22 protein-coding genes are annotated in these 24,618 nt (G+C 70.7%); 17 read left to right on the top strand and 5 right to left on the bottom strand.

Annotated elements, in window-relative coordinates:
* Positions 1-281: 281 nt before the first annotated feature.
* Both IPJ61_RS11195 and IPJ61_RS11190 read left to right on the top strand, forming a co-directional pair.
* Entirely contained in the window at positions 282-1,037 is a 756-nt protein-coding gene (locus tag IPJ61_RS11195) for a DsbA family protein (RefSeq protein ID WP_297107083.1), read from the top strand.
* Entirely contained in the window at positions 1,037-1,843 is an 807-nt protein-coding gene (locus tag IPJ61_RS11190) for a cytochrome c biogenesis CcdA family protein (protein ID WP_297107080.1), read from the top strand. Before IPJ61_RS11195 ends, IPJ61_RS11190 begins: the two co-directional genes overlap by 1 nt.
* Here the strand turns inward: IPJ61_RS11190 and IPJ61_RS11185 are convergent.
* Genes IPJ61_RS11185 through IPJ61_RS11165 form a run of 5 tightly spaced genes read right to left on the bottom strand, consistent with a single transcriptional unit; the run spans position 1,840 to position 7,514 of the window.
* On the bottom strand, positions 1,840-2,787 hold the full coding sequence (locus IPJ61_RS11185) for a hypothetical protein (RefSeq protein ID WP_297107079.1): 948 nt from the start codon (positions 2,785-2,787) through the stop codon (positions 1,840-1,842). The genes IPJ61_RS11190 and IPJ61_RS11185 overlap by 4 nt on opposite strands.
* 16 nt (positions 2,788-2,803) lie before the next feature.
* Entirely contained in the window at positions 2,804-3,199 is a 396-nt protein-coding gene (locus IPJ61_RS11180) for a DUF3040 domain-containing protein (protein WP_297107077.1), read from the bottom strand.
* Between the two features lie 11 nt (positions 3,200-3,210).
* Positions 3,211-5,391, bottom strand: a complete 2,181-nt coding sequence (locus tag IPJ61_RS11175; protein WP_297107075.1) for a transglutaminase family protein — start codon at positions 5,389-5,391, stop codon at positions 3,211-3,213.
* Positions 5,388-6,611 carry a DUF58 domain-containing protein gene (locus IPJ61_RS11170; RefSeq protein ID WP_297107072.1) on the bottom strand — a complete coding sequence of 408 codons (1,224 nt, stop codon included), beginning with the start codon at positions 6,609-6,611 and terminating at the stop codon, positions 5,388-5,390. Before IPJ61_RS11170 ends, IPJ61_RS11175 begins: the two co-directional genes overlap by 4 nt.
* Before the next feature lie 3 nt (positions 6,612-6,614).
* Positions 6,615-7,514 carry an AAA family ATPase gene (locus IPJ61_RS11165; RefSeq protein WP_297108161.1) on the bottom strand — a complete coding sequence of 300 codons (900 nt, stop codon included), beginning with the start codon at positions 7,512-7,514 and terminating at the stop codon, positions 6,615-6,617.
* A gap of 264 nt (positions 7,515-7,778) precedes the next feature.
* Here IPJ61_RS11165 and mraZ point away from each other — a divergent pair, with 264 nt between their 5' ends.
* The 15 genes from mraZ to IPJ61_RS11090 all read left to right on the top strand — a co-directional run bounded on the left by mraZ (position 7,779) and on the right by IPJ61_RS11090 (position 24,479).
* Positions 7,779-8,210: a division/cell wall cluster transcriptional repressor MraZ gene (mraZ, locus tag IPJ61_RS11160; protein ID WP_297108158.1), complete on the top strand. Its 432-nt coding sequence runs from the start codon at positions 7,779-7,781 to the stop codon at positions 8,208-8,210.
* Between the two features lie 134 nt (positions 8,211-8,344).
* On the top strand, positions 8,345-9,304 hold the full coding sequence (gene rsmH, locus IPJ61_RS11155; RefSeq protein ID WP_297107070.1) for a 16S rRNA (cytosine(1402)-N(4))-methyltransferase RsmH: 960 nt from the start codon (positions 8,345-8,347) through the stop codon (positions 9,302-9,304).
* A complete protein-coding gene (locus IPJ61_RS11150; RefSeq protein ID WP_297107068.1) occupies positions 9,301-9,759 on the top strand; it encodes a hypothetical protein in 459 nt (152 codons plus the stop codon). Before rsmH ends, IPJ61_RS11150 begins: the two co-directional genes overlap by 4 nt.
* Before the next feature lie 11 nt (positions 9,760-9,770).
* Positions 9,771-11,606, top strand: coding sequence for a peptidoglycan D,D-transpeptidase FtsI family protein (locus IPJ61_RS11145; protein ID WP_297107065.1), 1,836 nt, complete (start codon positions 9,771-9,773; stop codon positions 11,604-11,606).
* Positions 11,606-13,159, top strand: coding sequence for a UDP-N-acetylmuramoyl-L-alanyl-D-glutamate--2,6-diaminopimelate ligase (locus IPJ61_RS11140; RefSeq protein ID WP_297107062.1), 1,554 nt, complete (start codon positions 11,606-11,608; stop codon positions 13,157-13,159). Before IPJ61_RS11145 ends, IPJ61_RS11140 begins: the two co-directional genes overlap by 1 nt.
* Positions 13,083-14,597 (top strand): UDP-N-acetylmuramoyl-tripeptide--D-alanyl-D-alanine ligase, encoded by a 1,515-nt coding sequence (locus IPJ61_RS11135; protein ID WP_459251279.1) that lies wholly within the window; start codon positions 13,083-13,085, stop codon positions 14,595-14,597. The genes IPJ61_RS11140 and IPJ61_RS11135 overlap by 77 nt, the downstream gene beginning before the upstream one ends.
* Positions 14,594-15,664 carry a phospho-N-acetylmuramoyl-pentapeptide-transferase gene (mraY, locus tag IPJ61_RS11130; RefSeq protein WP_297107056.1) on the top strand — a complete coding sequence of 357 codons (1,071 nt, stop codon included), beginning with the start codon at positions 14,594-14,596 and terminating at the stop codon, positions 15,662-15,664. The genes IPJ61_RS11135 and mraY overlap by 4 nt, the downstream gene beginning before the upstream one ends.
* The gene (murD, locus tag IPJ61_RS11125) at positions 15,646-17,109 is read left to right on the top strand and encodes a UDP-N-acetylmuramoyl-L-alanine--D-glutamate ligase (RefSeq protein ID WP_459251278.1); all 1,464 of its coding nucleotides are present in this window, start codon (positions 15,646-15,648) and stop codon (positions 17,107-17,109) included. Before mraY ends, murD begins: the two co-directional genes overlap by 19 nt.
* An 11-nt stretch (positions 17,110-17,120) precedes the next feature.
* Positions 17,121-18,353, top strand: coding sequence for a putative lipid II flippase FtsW (gene ftsW / locus IPJ61_RS11120; RefSeq protein ID WP_297107050.1), 1,233 nt, complete (start codon positions 17,121-17,123; stop codon positions 18,351-18,353).
* 4 nt (positions 18,354-18,357) lie between these two features.
* Complete coding sequence (murG, locus tag IPJ61_RS11115) at positions 18,358-19,455, top strand: undecaprenyldiphospho-muramoylpentapeptide beta-N-acetylglucosaminyltransferase (protein WP_297107047.1); 1,098 nt, start codon at positions 18,358-18,360, stop codon at positions 19,453-19,455.
* The gene (gene murC, locus IPJ61_RS11110; protein ID WP_297108156.1) at positions 19,452-20,903 is read left to right on the top strand and encodes a UDP-N-acetylmuramate--L-alanine ligase; all 1,452 of its coding nucleotides are present in this window, start codon (positions 19,452-19,454) and stop codon (positions 20,901-20,903) included. The genes murG and murC overlap by 4 nt, the downstream gene beginning before the upstream one ends.
* Positions 20,900-21,628: a cell division protein FtsQ/DivIB gene (locus IPJ61_RS11105; RefSeq protein WP_297107045.1), complete on the top strand. Its 729-nt coding sequence runs from the start codon at positions 20,900-20,902 to the stop codon at positions 21,626-21,628. The genes murC and IPJ61_RS11105 overlap by 4 nt, the downstream gene beginning before the upstream one ends.
* Positions 21,629-21,741: 113 nt before the next feature.
* Positions 21,742-22,878: a cell division protein FtsZ gene (ftsZ, locus tag IPJ61_RS11100; protein WP_297107042.1), complete on the top strand. Its 1,137-nt coding sequence runs from the start codon at positions 21,742-21,744 to the stop codon at positions 22,876-22,878.
* 106 nt (positions 22,879-22,984) lie between these two features.
* The gene (locus IPJ61_RS11095; RefSeq protein WP_297108153.1) at positions 22,985-23,431 is read left to right on the top strand and encodes a cell division protein SepF; all 447 of its coding nucleotides are present in this window, start codon (positions 22,985-22,987) and stop codon (positions 23,429-23,431) included.
* A gap of 103 nt (positions 23,432-23,534) precedes the next feature.
* Positions 23,535-24,479: a DivIVA domain-containing protein gene (locus IPJ61_RS11090; RefSeq protein ID WP_297107039.1), complete on the top strand. Its 945-nt coding sequence runs from the start codon at positions 23,535-23,537 to the stop codon at positions 24,477-24,479.
* Positions 24,480-24,618: the final 139 nt, after the last annotated feature.

Here is a 24,618-nt window from a genome sequence, read left to right as displayed (position 1 = left end):
GGTTCCCCCGGTTTTCAGACGGACGATCAAGTTTAGCCCCTCAGAGGTCCCGCGGATAGCTGGCACCTACTGCGGCGCACTGGATGGCGACCTGGCTTCGTTGTCGAACTCACTGGCATGCCCAATGGCAGTTTCGTTCTTCGCCTTGCCAGGTCATCCATCCAGTACGTCCTCGCTACGGCACCACCTACCCGCGGAACCTCTAGTCGCCGAACGCACAGGAAGGTGCTCTTTCGACCCCGGTTTGGTACCCGTGGGGGCATACGGCAGAGTGAGGACACATGACCGAGAAGCAGGCCTCCCGGATGGACGCGACGAAGTGGCTGGTGGTGGCGATGGCCGTGGTCATCGTGGCGCTGCTCGCTGTCCTCTCGCAGCAACAGGCGGCCCAGAAGGCCGGGTCGTCGGCGCCTGCGCCCGCGCCGTCGGCATCCACGCCCGCGACATCGACCGCGGACCCCGAAGCGGAAGCTGCGCGCACCGAGTTCCTGCTCTCGCTGCCGCGCAGGGAGGCGAGCGATCCGCTGGCTAAAGGCGACGTCGACGCCCCCGTCGTGCTGACGGAGTGGGCCGACTACCGGTGCCCCTACTGCTCGGTCTGGGCGGAGGAGACCCTTCCCGGTCTCCAGCCCCTGATCGACGACGGGACCTTGCGGGTCGAGTTCCGCGACCTCGCGATCTTCGGAGACGAGTCGATCAAGGCCGCGACCGCCGCCCGCGCCGCCGGCGAGCAGAGCGCCTATTTCGCGTTCCAGCACGCGTTGTTCGCCGCGCTGCCGAACCAGGGGCACCCGGACATCCCCGACGATCTCGTCTATGGCATCGTCACCGACCTCGGCCTCGACCTCGATCAGTTCACGAAGGACTGGGCCGACCCCACGCACGCCGCAGCCGTCAAGGCCGACACCGCGGAGGCGCAGCAACTCGGCCTTTCCAGCACGCCGGCGTTCGTGATCGGCACCGAGTTCGTGGCCGGCGCGCAGCCGCTCAAGGTGTTCCAGCAGATCATCGCCGAGCAGGCCGCTCTGCATTCCTGATGCTGATCGGCTACGGAGGGGCGTTCCTCGGCGGCATGGCGGCCATTCTCAGCCCGTGCGCCGCGTTGCTGCTGCCCGCTTTCTTCGCTTACGCGTTCGGCGACGACCGGCGGAGGCTGCTCGGCCGCACAGGCCTCTTCTATGTGGGGCTGCTGGTGGCCCTCGTGCCGCTCGGGCTGGGCGCTGGCGCGCTCGGCTCGCTCGTGACGGTGCATCGCGAAGCCCTCGCCCTCGTCGGCGGCCTGATCTTGATCGTCTTCGGGGTCGTTCAGGCGCTCGGTGCGCCGTTCCGTGTGCCTGGGGTCGAGCGCCGCGGAGACCCGCGCACCGCCGTCGGCGCCGTGCTGCTCGGCGTCACCTACGGCCTTGCCGGTGCCTGCACCGGGCCGCTGCTCGGAGCAGTGCTGACCGTCGCCGCGGTTGGCGGTAGCCCTGGCTACGGCGCGGTCCTGCTTGCCGTCTTCGCTGCGGGCATGGTGGTGCCGTTGCTCGTGCTCGCGTGGCTGTGGGACCGCTTGAAGCCGGGTGAGCGAGCTCGGCCGCGACATCTCGCTGTCGGCCCCTTCACTACCACGTGGTTCCAGGTCGTCTCCGGCGCCCTCTTCATCGCCATCGGCGTGCTATTCCTCGTCTCGGATGCGACGGCGTCGCTGGGCGGACTGCTCGATGCTTCTGCCCAGGCCAAGGTCGAGGGGTGGCTCCGCGGTGTCGCCGACGGCGTGCCGGATCTCGCGGTCGTCGGCGCGGTGGCGGTCGTGGCTGGGCTCGTCCTCTGGCGCAGGCTTCGTCGGCGGCCGGCGGACTAGCCTCGGGGCAGCCGCGGGAGCGTGAACTCCTTGTTGGTGGGGCGCGGGTCCTCGCCGGTGAGGCGTTCGTGCAGCGCGTAGACGGCCAGCGCGGCGCTGCCGAGCTGAGCCCAGGGCGCCGGACCCGCGGGGGAAGCACCCGATGCCCTCAGCACGCCGTCGGCTCCGACGATGGGCACCCGCCCCAGCCAGTCCTCCGCCGACGCGGTGCGGGCACGCCATCCCGCGGGTGGAACCGCGTCGATGTCGACGGCGCTCTCGGCTTGGTCGACGATCCGGACTCCGCGCTCGGCGAGGCGCTCGGCCAGCAGCCCGACAAGGCGTGTCGATGGCTGGGGCTTTCCCTCCGCGTCGGTCAGTTGCCAGCGGCCGAACGTTCGTTCCACCGACAGCGGCAGCGCGAGCAGAGCCGGCGCTTCGGGAACCTCAACGAGCGCCAGCACGCGCGTGGCGAGCGGTCCGCGCAGCCGGTCGGCGATCTCGCCGACGGTCCGGTCCAGCCACAGCGCGGACCGCTGTGGCGCCGTTTCGACGGGCGCGGTGCCCTCCAAGGCGTGGCGGCGGAACGCGGCCCAGACCTCGTCGAGGTCGTCGATGAGGTCGCGCCACCGGGCGGCCTCGTCCGCTCCGAACGCAGCGGCGACGGCGTGGTACTGGGCGCCGCGCTCGGAGGGCAACGCGAAGGTCGTGCCGTCGGGGAGGGGATGCTCGGCGGGCGGCGCGGACACCAGTTCAAGACCCTCGGCGTTGAGCGCGGTCACCAGGTGCGCGCCGGACTTCTTGAAAAGGTCCCGCCAAGCGGCGGGGAGGAGGAGGGGACCGTCGTCGGAACAGCCGTCACCGAGAGTCTCGCCCTCCGTGACGAGGGTCACGTCGTGGCCCAGGCGCGAAAGACGGGCGGCCGCCGCCATCGCGGACAGCGTCGCCCCGCGGACGATCACCATACGGTCAGGGCTCCGGTCAGCCCTTGTCCCCGCCCTCTTGACGGCGACGCCAGCGCTCCTCGAGGCGCTCCATGAAGTCGCTCGCGTGGTCCGTGGTGGGGCGCGGAGGGGTGGGACGGCTCCGCCCGACGTCCGAGTCATCGTCGCCAGCGCGGCGCCAAGAGCTGATGCCGATCAACGCGGCACCGAGCATCAGAAGGAAGCCGACGACGCTGACGGCCGGGTGGAACTGCACGCCGCCCAGCAGGACGGCGATGCCGACGACGAAGCCCAACCCCGCCAGCGCGGCGCGGCGACGATGGATGCGCAACTCGGCGTTGCCGCTCAGCGTGTCCGCCAGCTTGGGGTCCTCTGCCATCAGGGACGCCTCAAGCTGCTCGAGCAGCTTGCGTTCCTGCTCAGAAAGCGCCATGGCTTCTCCCTTCACTTACCAGACATTCTATGCCGGACGGCAATACCCGGAACCACCCGGGAGAGCAACGATAGGGGAAGCACGCGGGCAAGCAAACGGGTCCTCGGTTCCGCGGCCCTGTCGACCGCCACGCGGAGGGCCTTCACCTGCGCGGCGACCTGCGCCGTGCCCGTCTCGTCGCGGGCGTAGCGGCTGCGCTCCACCGTGTCGGCGACGGCGCCGAGAGCGGCCGCGCCCTGGGCAGGGAGCGAGGGTGCGGCGGCGGCGGCGGCCGGTCCCGGCGAGCCGTCGGGCCAGGTCAGGCGGTAGTCGGCGAACAGGGCGCGCACCTCCCGCCACGCGGCGTCGGCCGCCGCGTCCGCCGGTTGCCCGTGCCGGAGCCGGGACCTGCGCAGCAGTACGCGAAGGACAGCGGGGGCCGCGCACAGCGCGAGCAACAGCAGGAGCGGGAGGAGCCAGCCGAGCGGCGTCCCACTGTCGGTCGCGCCGCCCGGCGTCGGGGTCGTCGGCGCCGTAGGGGTGAGCGTGGGGGCCGCTGTGGGCTGCTCGGAGGGCTCGCCGGTCGGGGTGGCGCTGGGCGTGGCCGACGGCGTGTCGGTCGGCCGAGGACCGGCCGGGTCCGTGACCGCCGGGTTACCTGCATAGGCGGGCGTCGGCTCGAAAGGCACCCAGCCGAGGCCGTCGAGGTACAACTCGGGCCAGGAGTGCGCATCGTGCGCCGTGACCTCGTAGCTGCCGTCGTCCTGGAGATCGCCGGGTGTGAACCCGATCGCCATCCGCGCCGGGATGCCCTCGATCCGGGCCATGGTGACCATCGCTCCCGCAAAGTGGATGCAGTATCCCTTGCGGCTGTCGAGCAGGAACGCGCTGAGCGCATCCATGCCCGTGGAGGCCGGCGCGGAGAAGGAGTAGTCGAAGGCCTCGGAGCGCAGGAAGCGCTGAATCTCCAACGCGGCCTCACCCGCGGTGGTTGTCTCGGCGGTGACCTCCGCGGTGAGCTGTCGGACCCGTTCGTCGAGGCCGTCGGGGACCTCGACGGTCATCGGGTCGGCCCCGGACCCGGCGCCCGCCGCCGCGATGGTCGCGCGCGTCGCGGACGGGACGTTGGAGACCACCCGGTAGTCGAGGCCGATTGTCTGGTTGGCGCGGTCCTTGCCTGTTGCGACGATGCTGAGGGTCTGCAAGTCGTAGCTCCACGTGCCCTCCGCACGCACCTCGGTGGGCGCGAAGGGCGCGGGGAGGTACTCGGACGACGCCGACATCGTGACGGTCGTCTCCACACGCTCGCCCGGGAAGTCGTGCGCCCGGTCGAGCCCGGAGCGGTGCAGCTCCATGGGGACGAGCTTCGCGCCGCCGGTGGTCAGCAACGGCAGCGCGACGGTGCGCAGGTACAGCGGCCGGCCGTCGCTGGACGTGTAGGTGAGCACCTTCGAGTCGGCCGGTCGGCGGAGGTCGCGGTCGAGCTGCACCGTCGGGTCGCCCAGCTGGATGGGACCGTCCGGACCCTCGTCGCCCCATGTCCGCGGGTCGCCGATGGGGACCGCGAGCGCGAGCACGAACGCCAGCACCGCTGCCAGTCCGCCCATCGCGAGGCCGGTCACGGCTCGTGAGGCCTGGAACTGGCGCCGCCGCGACAGCCTTCCCGCGGCGTCGCGCCCGACCGGTGTCGCCGCGAGCAGGACGAGCACGTAGCCGGCCACGACGGGGAGGGCGTGCAGCCAGGGCAGGTCCGGGCGGATCAGCAGGCTGGCGGTGCCGAACGTGACGACGAGCGGCACGATCGTCCAGGCCGGCTGCTCAAGGGCGTTCGCAAGGACCTCGGCGGCGATCGTGAGGACGGCCGCGAGGACGAGGACGAGCCAGGTGAGGCCAGGGGTGCCTGCGACCGGTGCGGCTCCCGTGCGGATGGCGGCCATGCCGTCGGTGACCAGCCAGGTGAAGCCGGCTTGATGGCCGGTTCCCATGAGCCCGAGGCCCTCCCAATAGAGGACGCCGGCCAGCCCAGCCGCCTGGGCGAGGAGCACGAGGAGCCGGGAAACCCCGAGCGCCGCGAGGGCCGCGCCGAGCGTCGCGGCCACGCCGAGCAGGATGAGGAGCCGGGCGGGGGCCGCGGGGTCCTCGACGAGGAGACTCAGGGGGATGAGGGAGAGGCCGACGGCGAGCCCGACGGCCAGGTGCGCGAATGACCTCATCTGGCAACCCCCCGCCACACGTCGGGAATGGGACTGCCCGGCGCGTACGGCTGGACCGTCCACCCGCTGTTGCGCAGGAGCGAGCAGGCCGACGCATGCTCCGGCGACGGCGCGTCCCAGGCATCTGCATCCGGAACGAGGGCCACCCGGCTGCGGGCGCGGGCGCCGGCAGCCACGAGCGCAGCAGCGTCGCGGGTGCTCAGCAGCCCGGTCGCGGCCACGATCGCGGCGGCCGAGGCGAGGAGTTCTGCGTCGTCGACGGCGGATCCCAGCCAGGTCCTGCCCGACGCGGGAAGGTCGGTCAGGGCTTCGAGGACGAGCATCCGTGCGGCCTCGCCGCGCGTGTGTCCGGGGTCGCAGACCGGTCCGGAGGTGGCGATGATCGCCAGCCTGCTCCCCTCGGAGCAGAGCAGCGACGCCACCGAAGCCACGGCGGAAACGGCCCACTCCAGCGAGCCGTTCGCGCCCGTTCCGATGTGCGCGGAGAGGCGGTTGTCGAGGATCAGCGTGCTGGACGGGTCCCAGGGATGCTCTTCGAGGCGGACCATCAACTCGTCCTGCTTGGCCGTCATCTTCCAGTGCACGCGGCGGATGTCGTCGCCGTGGCGATGCTCGCGCACCAGCACGTCGTCGCTGCCGGCGTGCCCGATCCGCTGTGGTGTCGCGTCGCCCGCCGCGCCGAGACCCGCGCCGCCGGCGAGGCCGTCGAGCGCCCACACGCGGGGAGTCACCCGCAGCTGGGTGGGGGCGCCGGCGCCTGTGAAGGACACCTGGGCCAGCGCGAGGGCGTCGGTGGCGCGCGCCGTCAGCGGGCCGACGTCGAACCGTCCCCGCTGGGTAGGCGTCACGCGGTATCCGACGGCCTGGGACCATCGCCCGAAGCCGCGCGCGATCGTGAACTGGGCACCACCGCCGAGCGGCGCGGGCGCCTTGTCGGTGAATCGGAGCGCGGCGGGCTGCGCGGGCGACTCGTTGGTCAGCTCGACGACGACGCGAGCGGTCTCGCCGAGCGGAAGAAGAGGCGGGTCCGCTGCCCTTCGCGCCGACACTCGCGGCGGTGCGAGCATCAGGTGCGCCAGCGCGAGCAGGGGGAGCAGCACGAGTACCCCCGTGATCCACAGCAAGCTGCGCTCGCCGAGGATGGCGGCGGCGACCGAGGCCATCAGTCCGAGGGCGAGCAGCGTGAAGCCCCGGCCGGTCAGCCGAATCCTCCGCCGCACGGGCTACCTCCGCTCCGGAATGGGGATGGCCCCCAGCGCCGACGCGATGATGGTGCCGGGATCGCGGCGCGCGACCTGGGCCTCCACCGTCGGCAGGATGCGGTGCGCGAGCACGATGCCCGCAAGAGCGCTGACGTCCTCAGGGATCACATAGTCGCGCCCGGCAAGGGCGGCCGCGGCCCGCGCGGCGCGCATCAGGTGAAGGCTTGCGCGGGGGCTCGCGCCCAGCCGCAGTTCGGGGTGGTGTCGCGTGGCGTCGACGATGGAGACGATGTAGTCGTTGATGACGGGCGCGACGTAGACGGCGCGGATGGCGCGGATGGCGGCGGCGACGGTGTCGACGTCGGTCACCGGCCGCACGGTCGCGAGTTGGTCGCCCGCTCCGTGGCTCGTCAGCATGGCGATCTCGGACTGGCGGGCGGGATACCCCATGGTGACGCGGGCCATGAAGCGGTCGCGCTGGGCCTCGGGCAGCGGGTAGGTGCCCTCCATCTCGATGGGGTTCTGTGTCGCGATCACCATGAATGGGCTCGCAAGGTGATAGGTGTGCCCGTCCGCGGAGACCTGTCCCTCCGCCATGGCCTCAAGGAGGGCCGACTGCGTCTTGGGGGAGGCTCGGTTGATCTCGTCGCCGACGACGATGTTGGCGAAGATCCCGCCCTGCTTGAACTCGAACTCGCGGGTCGACTGGTTGAAGACGGACACGCCGGTCACGTCGCTGGGCAGGAGATCCGGGGTGAACTGGATGCGCTTGACGTTTCCGGAGATGGAACGGGCGAGGGCCTTCGCGAGCTGGGTCTTGCCGACGCCGGGAACGTCCTCGATCAGCAGGTGTCCCTCGGCGAGCAGCACGGTGACCGCGATGCGCAGCTGATCGGCCTTGCCCTCGATGACCTTTCCCATCTCCGCGACGACGGCTGCGGCGAGGTCTGCGACCTCGGGGAGCGAGGGCAGCGGGTTCTGGATCACAGGGGACTCCTCGGGTCGGGCGCGCGGCGCTCCCAAGAGTACCGAGTCCCGCCGCGGGCGCGGAGTTCGTCGGGGCGGCACGGACGTGCGGGGATGCTGCACAGAGTGCGGAAAAGGGTGGCGGGGGGAGCAAAGTGGGCTAAAGTGGCGGATAGTGGAGCAAAGTGGTGACCAAATGGAGGAAAGGGGGTGGCCGCGGTGTTTCTGGGGACGTACTTCCCGAAGCTCGATGACAAGGGCCGCCTCATCCTGCCCGCCAAGTTCCGCGATGCCCTCGAGGCTGGTCTCGTCGTCACAAGGACGCAGGAACGGGCGCTCGCCGTCTACCCTCGGGTGGCCTTCGAACAGAAGATGGCAACCCTCCTCAGCGCCCCCAGCACCGTCAAGCAGGTCCGCGACTACCAGCGCATGCTCATGGCCGGGGCCAGCGACGAGGTTCCGGACCGGCAGGGCCGGGTGACCATCCCCCCGCACTTGCGCTCGTATGCCGGGCTCGACCGCGACGTCGTCGTGATCGGGGCGGGTGACCGCGCAGAGATCTGGGACGCCGAGGCGTGGCAGAAGTACTCCGAGGCCAGCGAGGCCGGCTTCTCGGAGATGGACGACGAGTTCGCCGCAGGCGGGCTCTAGCTCCCCACCGGGTGGCTCCCGGCCGGACCGCTCCTGACCCCCCTTCCCCGGGGCCAGGGCCCGGGACCGGAAGGGAACCTCCGGGTGGGGAACAAGTAAGTGGAAGTTGCGATCGAAGGGGCGGGAACCGGCAGATGTCAGCGTTCGCGGATGTGCACGATCCGGTCATGCGTGACCGGATCGTCGATCTGTTGCGCCCCGCGCTGCAGCGTCCCGGCGCGGTCTACGTCGACGGCACCCTTGGCCTTGCCGGTCACGCGCGCGCGATCCTCGAGGCCTGCCCCGAGGCCCGCCTCGTCGGCATCGACCGCGACCCGGACGCGCACGAGGTGGCGCGCGAGCGACTGGGGGAGCTCGCCGACCGCGCGACGCTGGTGCACGCCGTCTACGACGAGCTGCCCGACGTACTCGCCGACCTCGGCATCGCGGCGGTCCAGGCGATCCTGCTCGACCTCGGGCTCTCGTCCCTGCAGATCGACCGCGCGGAGCGAGGGTTCGCCTACCGCGTCGACGCGCCCCTCGACATGCGGATGAACCAGTCCGCCGGCCCGACGGCGGCTGACTTCCTGAACAGCGCATCGGCCAAGGAGATCTCCCAGGTTCTCTCCTGGTACGGCGAGGAGCGGTTCTCGGATCGCATCGCCCGAGCCGTCGTCGCGGAGCGCGAGCACGCTCCTTTCACGACATCGGCGCGCCTCGTCGAGGTCATCTCCGGCGCCATTCCCGCGGCCGCGCGGCACACGGGCGGACACCCGGCCAAGCGCACGTTCCAGGCGCTGCGGATCGAGGTCAACCGCGAGCTGGCCGCACTTGAGGGCGCGCTGCCCGCGGCCGTCTCTGCGCTCGCCGTCGGCGGCCGCATGGCCGTGCTCAGCTACCACTCGCTGGAAGACCGCCTGGTCAAGCGCACGTTCGCGGCCGGTGCCGCTGACCGTGCCCCGCGGAACCTTCCGGTCGTGCCGGAGAACCTGAAGGCCGAGCTTCGGCTGCTCACCCGCGGGGCGGAGCGGCCGGACGAAGAAGAGATTTCTCGCAACCCCCGCGCCGCATCCGCGCGGCTCCGGGTGGCGGAACGAGTGAGGGAGGCAGCATGAGCGCAGAGGCCATCGTCCAGGAGCGGGCGGCCACGCCTCGGCTGCGGCTCGTCCAGGCGCCGACGGCGACCGTCTCGACGCTCGGCTTCGTGGGCATCGTCGTCGCGCTCGTCGTGGCAGGCCTCGGCGTCGTCATGCTCGTCACGACGCTCGTCGGGGCGCAATCGCGCGACCTCAGCGCACTGCGCAGGGAGGCGACCCAGCTCAGCTACCAGAGCGCTGCGCTCACCTCGCAACTGCAGCGCGTTTCCAGCGCCAACGCACTCGCGCTGCGCGCCAGCGAGCTGGGCATGGCCCCCAACCCGTATCCCGCGTTCATCAACCTGGGCGACGGCACGGTCACCGGCGTGCCGACGAAGGTGACCGGCGCCGAGTTGCAGTTCCTCCGAGGGAAGCCGCTGGCCCCGGCACCCAACACGATCGTCGTCGAGCCCAACCGCCAGGACGTCCCGTGAGCGGGAGCCGAATGGCTGCGCCCCGTCGGTACAAGCGGACGGTTCGTCTTCCCGTCGGCCGTTCGGCCGTCCGGATCCGGGTCTTCATGGTGATCATCGGACTCGTGCTGCTCGGGACCTGCCTGCGCGCCGTGCAGCTGCAGGGCCTCGACGCCAGCGCGTACGCCTCCGAGGCGGCGACCAAGATGCAGTCGACGAGGGAGCTCCCCGCGAACCGCGGCACGATCTCTGACCGCAACGGCGTCGTGCTGGCAACGACGGAGCCCGCGATGATCGTCTCCATCGACCCGGAGCAGGTGCGCACCAACGGCGCGGACAAGCGCTATCCGATCGGCCCGAAGAAGCAGCAGGAGATCGACGTCGCCAAGGACGCGGTCGCCGACATCCTCGTCAAGCACCTTGCAGGCAAGCGCGAGGACTACCTCAAGGCCATCGAGACGCCGGACACGCGCTACAAGGTCGTGGCCCGCAAGGTGCCCGCGGCCACGTTCAGCGCCATCCAGGCCGATATGAAGCTGGGCATCGACGGCGACGGCAAGCGTCCCTGGTACGGCGTCTACGGCGAGTCGGATCCCATCCGGGTCTACCCGAACCGCACGGTCGCCTCCAATGTGATCGGCTTCGTCGGCCACGACGACAAGGGCCTGAGCGGCCTTGAGTACGCGCTCGATGACACGCTGACCGGCACCCCGGGGAAGACGGTCTTCGACTCTTCGACGTACGGCCGCATCCCGCTGGGCACCAACATCATGACGCCGGCGGTAGACGGCGTCGCGTACACGCTGACCATCGACTCGGACCTCAACTGGATCACCGAGCAGGCCCTGGCCGACGGCCTGCGCACCTCGGGCGCGAAGACGGGCATCGCGGTGGTGATGAATCCGAAGAACGGCGAGATCCTCGCGCTGGCCAACGGGCCGAGCTTCGACGCCTCCAACCCTGGGGCGGCGAAGGAGGCCGACCGCGGCAACCGCGCGGTCACGCAGGCGTACGAGCCGGGGTCCGTGCAGAAGGTGCTGACCATGGCGGCGCTCGCCGACAAGGGCCTCGTCGAACCCGACACCCGGGTCAAGGTGCCGCCGAGCATCCCCTCAGGCGGACGTCTCGTGAAGGACTCCTTCTCGCACGGCACGATCAAGCTGACGGCGCGCGGCGTCGTGGCGCAGTCGTCGAACATCGGCACCATCATGCTGGCCCGTCAGATGGACAAGGCGACGCTGCGCGGTTACCTGGCCTCGTTCGGGCTGGGCGCCAAGACCGGCGTCGGCCTGCCGGGCGAGACCGCGGGCCGCCTGCCCGCGAAGGACATGCCGGACTACACGCGCGACCAGGTGTCGTTCGGCCAGGGCCTCAGCGTCAACGCCGTGCAGATGACCGCCGCCGTCGCGGCCGTCGTCAACGGCGGCGTCTACCACCAGCCGAGCATCCTCAAGTCGGCGACGTCCGCCGACGGCACGCCGGTCGAGCTGCCGACCCCGGCCAGCCACCGCGTCGTCTCCGAGGAGGCCTCGGCCGCCGTCCTCGAGATGATGGAGTCGGTGATCACGCTGAACGAGAAGCGCAAGATTCCTGGCTACCGCACCGCGGGCAAGTCCGGCACCGCGCAGCGCTACGACTCCAAGTGCAAGTGCTACAACGGCTACACCGCCTCGTTCGTCGGCGTAGCGCCCGTCGAGGACCCGCAGCTCGTCGTCTACGTGATGCTCGACCAGCCGAAGAACGGCAACCTCGGCAGCCAGCTGGCGCTCCCCGTGGTCAACAACATCCTCTCGATGGCGCTGCCGCGCTACAACGCGGCGCCGTCGACCGAAGAGGCCCCCGACCTGCCGCGCACCTACGAGGACTGATGGTGAGCGCCCTCCGTCCGGCAGGCGTCCCGCCGGTCCCGCTGTCTGCCCTCGTCTCCGGTCTGGGGCTGACGGGCGATACGGGTTCGAGGACGCTCGTCGTCGGGATCACGCTGGACTCCCGGGCGGTCGAGCACGGCTGGCTCTACGTGGCGCTCCCTGGCGCAAGGGCGCACGGCGCGCGGTTCGCGGCCTCCGCCGTCGAGGCAGGGGCCGCCGCCATCCTGACCGACGACGAGGGCCGCCGCATCCTGGGCGACGACCCGGGCGCACCGGTCGTCGGGGCGGAGGACGCGCGCGCGGCGATGGCGCTGGTGTCGGCGCGCCTTTTCGGCGAGCCCGCCGCTCAGCTCACGACAATGGCCGTGACGGGTACCAACGGCAAGACCACCACCGTCGCCCTCCTGCAGGCGGGCCTCGCCGCCGCGGGACGGGTGGCGGGCACCATCGGCACCATCGGGTTCCGGTTGGGGGCCGAGGAGCTTGTGTCGGCCCGCGGAACGGTGACGACACCCGAGTCACCGGACCTTCAGGCGCTGCTGGGGGTCTTCGTCCAACGGGGCGCCGACGCGGCGCTGCTCGAGGTCAGCTCGCACGCTCTCGCGCTCTCCCGGGTCGACGGCATCGCCTTCGACGTCGCGGCGTTCCTCAACCTGGGCCGCGACCACCTCGACTTCCACCGCGACCTCGACGACTACTTCGCGGCGAAGGCCCGGCTCTTCGAGCCGGGACGCGCGGCGGTCAGCGTGTTCTGGACCGACGACCCGCGTGGCCGCGAACTCGCGCAGCGCACGGGGGAGCACGGCATGAGCAGCGTCGTGACGGTGGGCACGCACGACGCCGACTACGTGCTCCGCGACTACCGCGACGTCGCCCCCCTCGGCGGCGCCGCGACGCTTCGCCGCGGCGGCGAGGAGTTCGCGCTCGCGCTCGCCCTGCCCGGCAGGTACAACATGATCGACGCGGCTGTTGCCTTCGCGATGCTCGAGGCCGTGGGCGTTGCGCCCGACGACGCGCTGCGCGGGCTGGCAGCCGCGCAGGTCCCGGGGCGCATGCAGCGCGTCGACCTCGGGCCCGGCGCGCCGGTGGTCGTCGTCGACTTCGCGCACACCCCTCAAGCCGTTGACGCCGCGCTGGACTCCCTGTCGGCCGTCGGACCCGTGGTCACGGTGCTGGGCTGCGGCGGGGACCGCGACCAGGCGAAGCGACCGGAGATGGGCGAGGCCGCGGCTGCGCGCAGCGCGCTGACCGTGATCACCGACGACAACCCCCGCTCCGAGGATCCGGCCACGATCCGGGCCCAGGTGCTCGCCGGGGCCCGCGTCGTGGCGGGAGCCGCGGTCGTCGAGGTTCCGGGACGGAGGGCCGCCATCGAGGCGGCGCTGCGGAGCGCGCCGGCAGGAGGCGTCGTCGCCATTCTCGGCAAGGGACATGAGCGCGGCCAGATCCTCAGCGATCACACCGCGCCGTTCGACGATGTGGAGGAGGCCGTCGCCGCGTGGCGGCGGCTGCAGGAGGAAGGAGCGCGCGGTGGATCCGAGCACGATGGCTGAGCTGGTCGAACTGATGCAGCCCGCCGCGGTGGAGTTGGTCGGCGCGGACGCCCCGATCGGCCCGGACGTGGTGATCGACAGCCGCGCAGCGACCCCCGGGTCGCTGTTCGTCGCGCTGCCGGGGGAGCGGGTCGACGGTCACGCCTTCGCGCCCGCCGCCGTCGCGAATGGCGCGGCCGGCGTGATCGGCATGGCCCTCACGGAGGCGGACGTCCCCCACATTCTCGCCGTCGACTCCGTCGAGGCGCTGAGCTGGCTCGCCCGTGGCGTCGTCCGCCGCGCCCGGGCGCGCGGCACGGTGAGCATCGGGGTTACGGGGAGCTCCGGAAAGACGAGCACGAAGGACCTCATGGCTCAGGTGTTCGAGGCGGCCGGTCCGACGGTGGCTCCCGTGGGTTCGCAGAACAACGAGATCGGCGTCCCGCTGACGGCCTGCCGCGTCACGCGCGACACGCGGTACCTGGTCTCCGAGATGGGCGCCCGCGGGATCGGTCACATCGCGTGGCTGACGTCGCTCGTCGGCCTCGACATCGGCGTCTGCCTGAACGTGGGCCGCGCGCATGTCGGCGAGTTCGGCGGCATGGAGGCGACAGCGCTGGCCAAGAGCGAGATCGTCTCAGGCCTCTCCTCTGACGGTTGGGCCGTGCTCAACGCCGACGACCCGCTCGTGGCCGCCATGGCCGCCGCGACGCAGGCAAGGATCGCGTGGTTCGGCGAGCGTGAGGTGCCGCCTGTCGGAACGGGCGGCCCGCTCGCTGCGGGTGCGCTGCGCGTCACGGCTCGGGACGTCGCCCTCGATGCGCGTGCCCGCGCCTCCTTCACGCTGGTTGCCGACGACGGCGCAGCCGAGCGCGTCGCGCAGGTCACCCTTGGCGTCATCGGGCGCCATCAGGTCTCCAATGCGCTCGCCGCGGCTGCCACGGCCCTCGCCGCCGGCCTCGACCTCGACGACGTCGCGGCGGCGCTCTCCGCCGCGGGCCCGCGCTCGCGATGGCGGATGGAACTGGAGACCCGCGCCGATGGTGTGTTGATCCTCAACGACGCCTACAACGCGAACCCCGACTCGATGGCCGTCGCGCTCGACACCCTCGCACGACTGTCAGCGACGTCCCGTGAGACGCATCCCGAGGCCCGTGCGTGTGCCGTGCTGGGCGACATGCTCGAGCTGGGTCCCGAGGCCGCGGAGCTGCACCGCGACCTCGGCCGTCGTGCCGCGAAGGCCGGCGTCGCCGAGGTGATCGCGGTCGGAGGGTTCGCAGGAGACGTGGCCGCGGGTGCCGCGGCGGGTGGGGTTTCCGCCCGCGTGGCCGCCAGGGAGACGGTCGCCGCCTCGCTTACGCTTAGGCCCGGCGACGTGGTCCTCGTGAAGGGATCCCGCGGCGTCGGGCTAGAGAAGGTGGCGGCTGAGCTGATCGCCCAGGAAGGAGGAGCCTCGTGATCAACATCCTGCTGAGCGGCGGGCTCTCGCTGGTTTTCGCGCTGATCGGGACGCCCCTGCTGATCCGGTTCCTGACCCGGAGAGAGTACGGACAGTTCATCCGCGAGGACGGGCCGACGGCGCACTACGTCAAGCGCGGCACGCCCACGATGGGCGGGCTCGTCATCGTCGGCGCGGTGGTGGCCGCGTATGCCGTCGTCCACCTCGTGCGGTGGCAGGCGCCCAGCCTCTCCGGCATGTTGCTCCTTGGCCTCGCGGTCGGCATGGGCTTCCTCGGCTTCCTTGACGACTGGGCCAAGATCTCCAAGGAGCGCAGCCTCGGACTCACCCCGCGCGGCAAGCTGATCGGCCAGGCAGGCATCGGCGCGGCGTTCGCGCTCGCGGCGCTGCACTTCCCTGACCACAGGGGCGTGACCCCGGCCTCGCCCGCCATCTCCTTCCTGCGCGACATCCCCTGGCTGACCCTTCCGCTGCTGATCGCCGTGCCCGTGATCGTCTTCCTGATCGCCGCCTGGTCGAACGCGGTCAACCTCACCGACGGCCTCGACGGCCTCGCCGCGGGCAGCGCGACGCTGGTCTTCGCGGCGTACACGCTGGTCAACATCTGGCAGTTCAACCAATGGTGCGGCCGCGCGTCGACCGCGGGCCCGCGCTGCTACGAGGTCCGCGACCCCAACGACCTCGCCATGGTCGCGATCGCGTTCGCCGGTGCCTGCTTCGGCTTCCTCTGGTGGAACGCCAAGCCGGCCAAGATCTTCATGGGCGACACAGGCTCCATGGCCATCGGCGCCGCGCTGGCGGGTCTCTCCATCATGACCCGCACCGAGCTGCTGCTCGTGATCCTCGGCCTGCTCTTCGTGATCGAGGTCGGCTCGGTCGCGCTGCAGGTCAGCTACTTCAAGGCAACGAAGGGCAAGCGCATCTTCAAGATGTCGCCCATCCACCACCACTTCGAGCTCAAGGGCTGGGAAGAGGTGACGGTCGTGATCAGGTTCTGGATCATCTGCGGCCTGTGCGTCGCGCTCGGCATGGGCATCTTCTACGCGCAGTGGGTGGTGGGGCAGTGACCCTCGACTGGATCCCCACGGCAACCCGCCTGTCGAACTGGCAGGAGGCCTCCGTCGTCGTCGCCGGCCTCGGGGTCTCCGGCTTCGCCGCGGCCGACGGCCTGATGTCGCTCGGCGCGAAGGTGACGGTGCTCGACGAGTCCGACGGCTTCGCGGACAAGGCGCTGCTGCTGGAGACGCTCGACGTCACCGTGCGGCTCGGGAAGGGCGCGACGGCACAGCTGCCCCCCGACACGGACCTCGTCGTCACCTCTCCGGGATGGCGCCCGAGCGCGCCGCTACTGCGTCAGGCACGCGCCGAGGGCGTTCCCGTGTGGGGCGAGACCGAGCTGGCATGGCGCATGATGCAGCCCGACCGCGTCATCCCGTGGCTCGGCATCACGGGCACCAACGGCAAGACAACCACCACGCAGATGCTGGAGTCCATGCTGATCGCCGACGGACGCAAAGCCACCGCCGTCGGAAACATCGGCCGCCCCATCGTCGAGGCGATCCTGGACGATGTGGAGTATGACGCGTTCGCGGTCGAGCTCTCCAGCTTCCAGCTGCACTGGATGAACGACGTCCCCCTGCACTCGGCGGTCGTGCTCAACCTGCACGAGGATCACCTCGAGTGGTACGAGGGCGACGACGGCATGGACCGCTACACCGCGGACAAGGCGAAGATCTACCACGGCGTGACTCACTCCTGCGTGTACAACGCGGAGGAGATCGCGACCGAGCGGATGGTCGAGGAGGCGGAGGTCGCGGAGGGGGCGCGCGCCATCGGGTTCACCACAGGGATCCCCGCCGTGTCGATGATCGGCGTCGTCGACGATCTCATCGTCGACCGTGCGTTCGTCGCCCAACGGCAGACCTCCGCGCTCGAACTCGCGAAGGTGTCGGACGTGCAGCCCTACGCCCCGCACAACATCGCCAATGCAACGGCGGCCGCCGCGCTCGCCCGCAGCGTCGGCGTGCGGCCGCAGGCCGTCGCGCAGGGGCTGCGGAACCTGAACCTCGCTGGGCACAGGATCCAGCGGATCGCAGAGGCCGACGGCGTCGCCTGGGTCGACGACTCGAAGGCCACCAACCCGCACGCCGCGAACTCCGCCATGAGCGCCTACCCGTCGTTCGTGTGGATCGCGGGCGGCCAGGCGAAGGGCACGACCTTCGATGACCTCGTCGTCCGTTACCGCGACCGGATGCGCGGCGCCGTTGTGATCGGGGTCGACCGGCAGCTGATCGCCGACACGCTCGCCCGACACGCGCCCGAGGTCCCCACCCACGTGTGCGACAACCCTCACACTGACGTGATGGACGAGGTCGTCGCCCTTGCCGGGGCGATGGCCAAGCCCGGCGACACCGTGCTGCTCTCCCCGGGCTGCGCCAGCTTGGACATGTTCGACAGCTATGCGGCCCGCGGCGAGCGCTTCGCCGAGGCGGTGGAGCGGTACCTGAGGTAGGAGGAGACCCGATGGCGACGAACGCTGCGGCCCCGGCGCGCGCCACCACCTGGCAGCAGGTGCGGGCGCTCGCCGCCTCTCCGATGGCCCCCTTCTACCTCATCGCTGCGTCCGTCGCGGTGCTCAGCGGCCTCGGGCTGCTCATGGTTCTCTCGTCGTCGTCGGTGATCGCCGCCTCTCGCGGCGTCAGCGACTTCTACTATCTCGGCAAGCAGGCGGGCGCCTTCGCCGTCGGGCTCGTCGGCGCGGTCGCGCTGGCGCTGCTGCCGCCGGACGTGCTCCGCCGCATGGGGTGGGTCGCATGGGGCGTCGCCGTCGTTCTGCTCGCCCTGGTGCTGACGCCACTGGGCGTGGACGTCGGCGGCAACCGTAACTGGCTCGGGATCGGACCGCTGCAGATCCAGCCGTCGGAGTTCGCGAAGCTCGCGCTCATCGTCTGGTGCGGGACCGTCTTCCACCTCAAGCGAGGCAGGATGCACGAGCCGTGGCAGCTGGTTGTGCCACTGGTGCCGTTCGGAGGGCTCATCGTCGCCCTCGTCCTCGCAGGCAAGGACCTCGGCACCGGCCTGATCCTCGGCTTGATCCTCGTGCTGATCATGTGGTTCGTCGGGTACCCGCTGCGGGTACTCGCGCCGTTGGGCCTCGCGGCGCTGGCGCTCGTCGGCATGCTCGTCTACGGCTCGGGCAACCGGATGAGCCGCATCTCGATCTTCCTCGACCCGCAGTCGAACACGGACCTCTCCAGCCAGCCCATGGCTGCGCTGTACGCGCTGGCCTCCGGCGGCTGGTGGGGGGCGGGCCTCGGCGCGAGCAAGCAGAAGTGGGGCGGACTCAAGACCGGTGCCCACACCGACTACATCTTCGCCGTCATCGGCGAGGAGCTCGGGCTGTTCGGCGTCCTGCTGGTGATCGGGCTGTTCGCGCTGCTCGGCTGGGCGGGCCTCGAGGTGGCGCTCCGCTCGGACAAGATGTTCAACAGGGTGGTCGCCGCCGGCATCACCGGCTGGTTCCTGGTGCAGGCCGTGATCAACATCATGGTCGTGATGCACCTGCTGCCGGTGCTCGGCGTCCCGCTGCCCTTCATGTCGTACGGCGGGTCGGCGCTGATCGCCTCCCTCATGGCCACCGGGGTTCTGCTGGCATTGGCCAGGGACACGCCCACCGCGCGCGCCTACCTGGCCTCGCGCAAGAAGACATCACGGCCGCGCATGACGAGCGTCATGGCCGCCTCCAAGGAGGACTGACCCTGTGAGCGCCACCAGCATCGTGTTGGCCGGCGGCGGAACCGCCGGACACACGTCGCCCCTTATCGCCACCGCAAAGGCGCTCGAGACCATGGCCGACGTCCGGCTGCTCGCCATCGGGACGGCCAAGGGCTTGGAGACCACCGTGATCCCGGCGGCCGGCCTCGAGCTCGCCCTTATCGACCCGGTCCCGCTGCCGCGCAGCGTCAACATCGACCTCGTGAAGCTGCCCTACACCCTGACGCGGGCTGTGCGTCAGGCGCGCCGCGTCCTGAAGCAGGCAGGGGCAGACGTGCTGGTGGGCGTCGGCGGCTACGTGTCGCTGCCCGCCTACATCGCCGCGCGGCTGTCCGGCATCCCCGTCGTGGTCCACGAGGCGAACAAGCTGCCCGGCATCGCGAACAAGGTCGGCGCGCGGTGGGCCCACTTCGTCGGCACCACGTTCCCGGAGACCGTCATGCGCAAGGGAACCCTCGTCGGCATGCCGATGAGCAGCGCCATCACGCACCCGACGGTGACGCAGACGGAGGCGCGCGCGGAGTTCGGCCTCGACCCCGATCGCCCGACCCTCCTGGTCAGCGGTGGCTCGCAGGGCGCGGTCAGCATCAACACCGCCGTCGACGGCGCCCGCGCCCGGATCCTCGCCGCCGGCATCCAGATCCTGCACGTGCTCGGCCCGAAGAACTTGCGCGAGGAGCATGTCGTCGTCGAGCACGCCTCGGGCGCGCGCTACGTGCCCGTTGCCTTCGTGTCCAACATGGCCGTCGCCTACGCGGCGGCGGACCTCATGCTGGGCCGCGCCGGCGCTGGCACCGTCATGGAGACCTCCGTCAGCGGCCTTCCCGTGATCTTCGTCCCGCTGCCCTGGGGCAACGGGGAGCAGGGGAGGAACGCCGCGGGGCTCGTCGAGGCCGGGGGAGGCTGGCTCGTCGAGGACGCGGAGCTCACCCCCGATAGACTGGCTTCGCTGGTCACCGAGGCGTTCGCGGACCGCGAGCGCCTCGCCCACATGGCGCAGACGTGCCGGGGGATCTACCCCTCGGACGCGGCCGAGCGCATGGCCCGCGCCGTCCTTGACGCGGCCCGAAGGAAAGGCAACTGATGCTCCTCACCCCCATCGAGGTCGTCCCCGCCACGGAGGTCGGCCCGGTGCATTTCATCGCGGCCGGAGGCTCCGGCATGAGCGGCGTCGCCCGGCTCTACGCCGAACTCGGCGTGCCGACGAGCGGCTCGGACCAATCGGACTCGACGTCGCTGCGTTCCCTGGAGCGCGTCGGGGTGAAGACCTTCGTCGGGCATGACGCCTCCCAGGTGGGCGACGCGCGCACCGTCGTGATCTCTTCCGCCATCCGCGCGGACAACGTCGAGCTGGTCGAGGCCCGCCGCCGCGGCCTGCGGATCTGGCACCGCTCGGCCGCCCTCGCGGCGCTCATGCAGGGCAAGCGTGCGGTGTCGGTCGCCGGTACCCACGGCAAGACCACCACGACCGCGATGACGGCCGTGATGCTGGCAGAGGCGGGCAGGGATCCCAGCTACGTCATTGGCGGGGCGCTGTCCACAAGCGGGGTCAGCTCCGCGATCGGCGTGGGCGACGCGTTCGTCGTCGAGGCCGACGAGTCAGACGCCTCCTTCCTGCAGTACCCCACCCAGATCGCCGTCATCACCAACGTCGAGGCCGACCATCTCGTGAACTGGGGGACCCCCGAGGCCTACGCCGACGGGTTCCGCGCGTTCGCGACGCGGCCGAAGGTGCGCCACGTCGTGATCAACGTCGACGATCCCGGGTCGCGGGCACTCGCCGATCAGCTCGTCGGCGAGGCGCGCCACATCATCCGCTACGGCGAGTCCGAGGATGCGGACGTGCGGATCACCGACGTCGTCGCCCACGGCCTTGGCGTCGCCGCGACCATCACGTACGGCGACGAGTCGGGCCGGATCGTCCTGCAGGTCCCCGGCAACCACAACCTCGCCAACGCCTCGGCCGCCTACGCCGTCGGCCGCCTGCTCGGCCTCCGCCACGACGAGGCCGTGACGGCGCTCGGCCGCTTCCAGGGGACGCTCCGCCGGTTCCAGCTGATCACGGACACCGCGGGCATCCGCGTCTACGACGATTACGCGCACCACCCGACGGAGATCCGCGCCGCGCTGACCGCCGCGCGCCGGGCGACAACCGCGGGCAACCAGGAGACGGGTCTCGACGGTCGGCTGATCGCCTGCTTCCAGCCGCACCTCTACTCCCGCACGCTCGACTTCGCCGACGAGTTCGGCGAGGTGATGACGCTCGCCGACATCGCCGTCATCAACGACGTCTGCGGCGCCCGCGAGGACCCCATCCCCGGCGTGACGGGGCAGCTGGTCGTCGACACCGCGCTGGCGCACGGCGCGAAGGAGGTCGTCTACGTCGTCGAGAAGTACGACCTTCCCGCCGCACTGAACGAGATCGCCCGCCCCGGCGACCTCATCATCACGCTCGGCTGCGGCGACGTCACGATCGTCGGCCCGCTCCTCGCGGCCCTCCTCAAGGAGCGCCCCGAGGCCGCGCAGTCGTGACGCAGCCGCTTCCCCCGGGCGCCTTCGCGAAGGCGCTGCAGGACAAGCGTAAAGCCGAGCGTCGGCGTCGCCTCCTCGTCTGGGGGATCGCGGGCGGGGTACTCGTCGCCGCCCTCCTCGTCGGCTACCTCGTCTTCTTCTCGCCGGCCTTCGCCGCGCGCCAGGTCGTCGTAACCGGCACCGACCTGCTCGATGCCGACGACGTCCGCACGGCCGCGGCTGTGCAACTGGACGTGCCGCTCGCCCGCCAGGACCTGGCGGGCATCGAGGCGCGCGTGCGGGCCCTTCCCCCGGTCAAGGACGCGAAGGTCGGCGTCGGCCTGCCCGACACCGTCGAGATCGCGATCACGGAGCGGACGGTCGCCTTCCAGCGACGCAACGCGGGAGAGATCGAGTGGATCGATGCAGAAGGGGTCGTGTTCCACCACTCGAAGAAGCCGAGCAAGAACGTGATCCAGGCGGAGGCGCCGCGCGCCGACGAGCGGCTGTTGCGCGACATCGCCACCGTCGCCACCTCGCTGCCGAAGGGCGTCGCCAAGGAGGTGGTCCAGCTCCGCGCCGCGGGCGTCGACCAGATCTCCCTTGCGCTCACCGACGGCCGCTCCGTCACGTGGGGCGACGCGTCGGAATCGGCACTGAAGGCCGAGGTGCTGGCCGCGCTGCTGACGCAGGAGGCGCGGGTCTACGACGTGTCCTCCCCGCGTACGCCCACCACGCGCGGCTGAACTCTGACCCTCAACCCTCGACCGCAAACCCTGAAGTAACGCTTGAGGTGAATCGGGGCCGAATTCGCCGCCTCGTTGGACGACGCGTTGAGGGCTCACCTAACCTTCACCCCATGGCTAGCGCATCTCAGAACTATCTCGCGGTGATAAAGGTCGTCGGCGTCGGCGGCGGCGGCGTCAACGCCGTCAACCGCATGATCGAGGCAGGACTCCGCGGAGTGGAGTTCATCGCCGTCAACACCGATGCGCAGGCGCTGCTGATGAGCGACGCTGACGTCAAGCTCGACATCGGCCGTGAGCTGACCCGCGGCCTCGGCGCCGGCGCCGACCCTGGCAAGGGCCGCCAGGCCGCCGAGGACCACTCGGACGAGATCGAGGAGGCCTTGCGCGGCGCCGACATGGTCTTCGTCACCGCAGGCGAGGGCGGCGGTACCGGCACCGGTGGCGCTCCGATCGTCGCGAAGATCGCCCGTTCGCTCGGCGCGCTGACCATCGGTGTGGTCACCCGCCCCTTCTCGTTCGAGGGCCGCCGCCGCTCCACGCAGGCCGAGTCTGGAATCGAGTCGCTGCGCGAAGAGGTCGACACCCTGATCGTCATCCCCAACGACAAGCTGCTGCAGATGACCGACCACCAGGTCGCCATCCTCGACGCCTTCAAGCAGGCCGACCAGGTGCTCATGCAGGGCGTCTCCGGCATCACCGACCTGATCACCACCCCCGGCCTGATCAACCTCGACTTCGCGGACGTGAAGTCGATCATGAGCCAGGCCGGTTCCGCCCTCATGGGCATCGGCTCCGCCCGCGGCGAGGACCGCGCCCGGGCCGCCGCCGAGATGGCGGTCTCCTCGCCGCTGCTGGAGGCCAGCATCGACGGCGCCCACGGCGTCCTGCTCTCGATCGCCGGCGGCTCCGACCTGGGCCTCTTCGAGGTCTCGGCCGCGGCTCAGCTCATCGAGGAGGCCGCGCACGACGAGGCCAACATCATCTTCGGTACGGTCATCGACGACGCCCTCGGCGACGAGGTGCGCGTCACCGTCATCGCTGCCGGCTTCGACGGCGGCCAGCCCCAGAAGCGGGTCAGCCGCCCCGTCGAGCAGCGTCCTGCGCAGCAGCGCCCGGCCGTCGCGGCTCCCGTGGCGAGCTCCGCGCCGCCCCAGGCCAGCCCGATGCCCGGGCAGCGTCCCGGCTTCAGCCGCCCGGTTGAGGTGGAGGACGACGACGAGCTGGATGTCCCTGACTTCATGAAGTGATTTGGTCGGTGCGTCGCGGCGTGCGCTGAGCGTGCGCCGCGATAGCCTGTCACCACTACTAGGACGTGAAGGAGGCACCGTGGGCGTTCGCAAGATTGCCGCATGGATGGGCCTGGTCGAGGATGGGCGCTATCAGACCGAGGACCCTATCGACGATGAGGAGGCCACCAATGAGGTCTACGTCGATGAGCCGAGCCAGGAGGTCACCAAGGTGTCGCAACTACCGACCAGGAAGTCCCCGTCGTTGACGCCGGTGAGCAAGGAAGTGGCCGACCTGAGCCGCATCGTCAGCGTTCGTCCGCGCTCTTACAACGAGGCAAGGGTGATCGGGGAGAACTTCCGCGACGGCATCCCGGTGATCATGAACCTCTCGGACATGGAGGACGGCGAGGACAAGCGCCTCGTCGACTTCGCGGCGGGCCTGATCTTCGGTCTTCGCGGCAACATCGAGCGCGTCTCGAGCAAGGTCTTCCTCCTCTGCCCGCACAACCTCGTGGTCGGCCCGGAGGACAAGGAGCGCATCGCTTCGGGTGGGTTCTTCAACCAGAGTTGATGCCCGCCCTCGTTCTGGCACGCCCGGCGCAGCTAGGCTAGCCTGACATCCACCCCGGTTCCCCGGGGCCAGGTTTATACCTTCGACGATTCTTGGAGCACACATGAGCTTGACGCTCGATGAGGTCCGGCAGATCCGCTTCCGCATGACGCGGCGAGGCGAGGTCGGCTATCAGGTTGGCGACGTCGACACCTTCATTGACAAGGTCGAGCTGACGTTCGACGAGTTCGAGAAGGAGCGCGAGCGCCTGCGCCGCGAAGTGGAGGCGGTTGGCGCGGCCGGCATCCAGGAGGTGGCTGAGTCGGACGGCGCAGATGCGGCCGCCCTCCAGGCAAAGGACGAGGAGATCGAGCGGCTGCGCGCGGAGGTGCGCACCCTCACCGAGTCCATCTCCCAGGGCGACAGCGCCTCGGCCGCGCAGGCCGCCGCCGATCGCCAGATCAGCGAACTGACCGCGCAGAACGAGCAGCTGAGCACGAAGCTCGAGCAGGTCCGCAATGACTACGACAAGCTGCGCTCCGAGCAGGTGACCTCTGTGGCCGGTGGCTCCGAGCACCTCGTCGTTACCGCGAGCGAGGACGCGGCGCCGGCCGTGACCCGCCTGCTGCAGATGGCGACGGACCAGGCGACCACGCTCGTCAATGAGGCCCAGGCCGAGGCGCAGCGCAAGATCGCGGAGGCCGATCAGCGCGCCACCGAGATCAAGACCGATGCGCGCACCAAGGCCGACCGCATCGAGTCGGAGGCTCGCGTTAACGCGGAGCAGGTCACCAACGACGCGCAGGCCCGCGCGGTCGCCGTCGATGCGGAGACCACCACCCGCCGCAGTGAACTCTTCTCCGATCTCGAGCGGGAACAGGGCGAGCTGGTCACGAAGGTGGACGCGCTGCGTTCGTTCGAGTCCTCGTACCGCGAGAACCTGGGCGGCACGCTGCAGAACCTCCTGAACGCGCTCAACGACTCGCAGCCGCAGCCGGCCGATGTTCCGGAGCTCGCTCAGCCGGAGTCGGAGACCCCGCGCCTCGACGCGCTCGCCAACGGTGAGTAATCGCCGCACAATCGGGTAACTCGCAAGGGGTCGACGCCAACCTGGCGTCGGCCCCTTGCGTTGCCCTCCCGTAGGAACCACTGATCAATCATTCTTGCGAGCTGCGGCGCACTGGATCGGGCGCCCCGCCGCTCCTCCA

Origin of the sequence: Tessaracoccus sp., from assembly GCF_016714275.1 — a bacterium.
Taxonomy (GTDB): Bacteria; Actinomycetota; Actinomycetes; order Propionibacteriales; family Propionibacteriaceae; genus Arachnia.
Note: the sequence above shows the minus strand (reverse complement) of the source record. Positions and strands in the feature narration are given on the sequence as shown.

Bases quoted from the DNA above. Each gene is read 5' to 3' on its own strand.
- IPJ61_RS11195 (WP_297107083.1), top strand. From the start codon at position 282: ATGACCGAGAAGCAGGCCTCCCGGATGGACGCGACGAAGTGGCTGGTG.
- IPJ61_RS11190 (WP_297107080.1), top strand. From the start codon at position 1,037: ATGCTGATCGGCTACGGAGGGGCGTTCCTCGGCGGCATGGCGGCCATT.
- IPJ61_RS11185 (WP_297107079.1), bottom strand. From the start codon at position 2,787: ATGGTGATCGTCCGCGGGGCGACGCTGTCCGCGATGGCGGCGGCCGCC.
- IPJ61_RS11180 (WP_297107077.1), bottom strand. From the start codon at position 3,199: ATGGCGCTTTCTGAGCAGGAACGCAAGCTGCTCGAGCAGCTTGAGGCG.
- IPJ61_RS11175 (WP_297107075.1), bottom strand. From the start codon at position 5,391: ATGAGGTCATTCGCGCACCTGGCCGTCGGGCTCGCCGTCGGCCTCTCC.
- IPJ61_RS11165 (WP_297108161.1), bottom strand. From the start codon at position 7,514: ATGGGAAAGGTCATCGAGGGCAAGGCCGATCAGCTGCGCATCGCGGTC.
- rsmH (WP_297107070.1), top strand. From the start codon at position 8,345: ATGTCAGCGTTCGCGGATGTGCACGATCCGGTCATGCGTGACCGGATC.
- IPJ61_RS11150 (WP_297107068.1), top strand. From the start codon at position 9,301: ATGAGCGCAGAGGCCATCGTCCAGGAGCGGGCGGCCACGCCTCGGCTG.
- IPJ61_RS11145 (WP_297107065.1), top strand. From the start codon at position 9,771: ATGGCTGCGCCCCGTCGGTACAAGCGGACGGTTCGTCTTCCCGTCGGC.
- IPJ61_RS11140 (WP_297107062.1), top strand. From the start codon at position 11,606: ATGGTGAGCGCCCTCCGTCCGGCAGGCGTCCCGCCGGTCCCGCTGTCT.
- IPJ61_RS11135 (WP_459251279.1), top strand. From the start codon at position 13,083: ATGTGGAGGAGGCCGTCGCCGCGTGGCGGCGGCTGCAGGAGGAAGGAG.
- ftsW (WP_297107050.1), top strand. From the start codon at position 17,121: ATGGCGACGAACGCTGCGGCCCCGGCGCGCGCCACCACCTGGCAGCAG.
- ftsZ (WP_297107042.1), top strand. From the start codon at position 21,742: ATGGCTAGCGCATCTCAGAACTATCTCGCGGTGATAAAGGTCGTCGGC.
- IPJ61_RS11095 (WP_297108153.1), top strand. From the start codon at position 22,985: ATGGGCCTGGTCGAGGATGGGCGCTATCAGACCGAGGACCCTATCGAC.
- IPJ61_RS11090 (WP_297107039.1), top strand. From the start codon at position 23,535: ATGAGCTTGACGCTCGATGAGGTCCGGCAGATCCGCTTCCGCATGACG.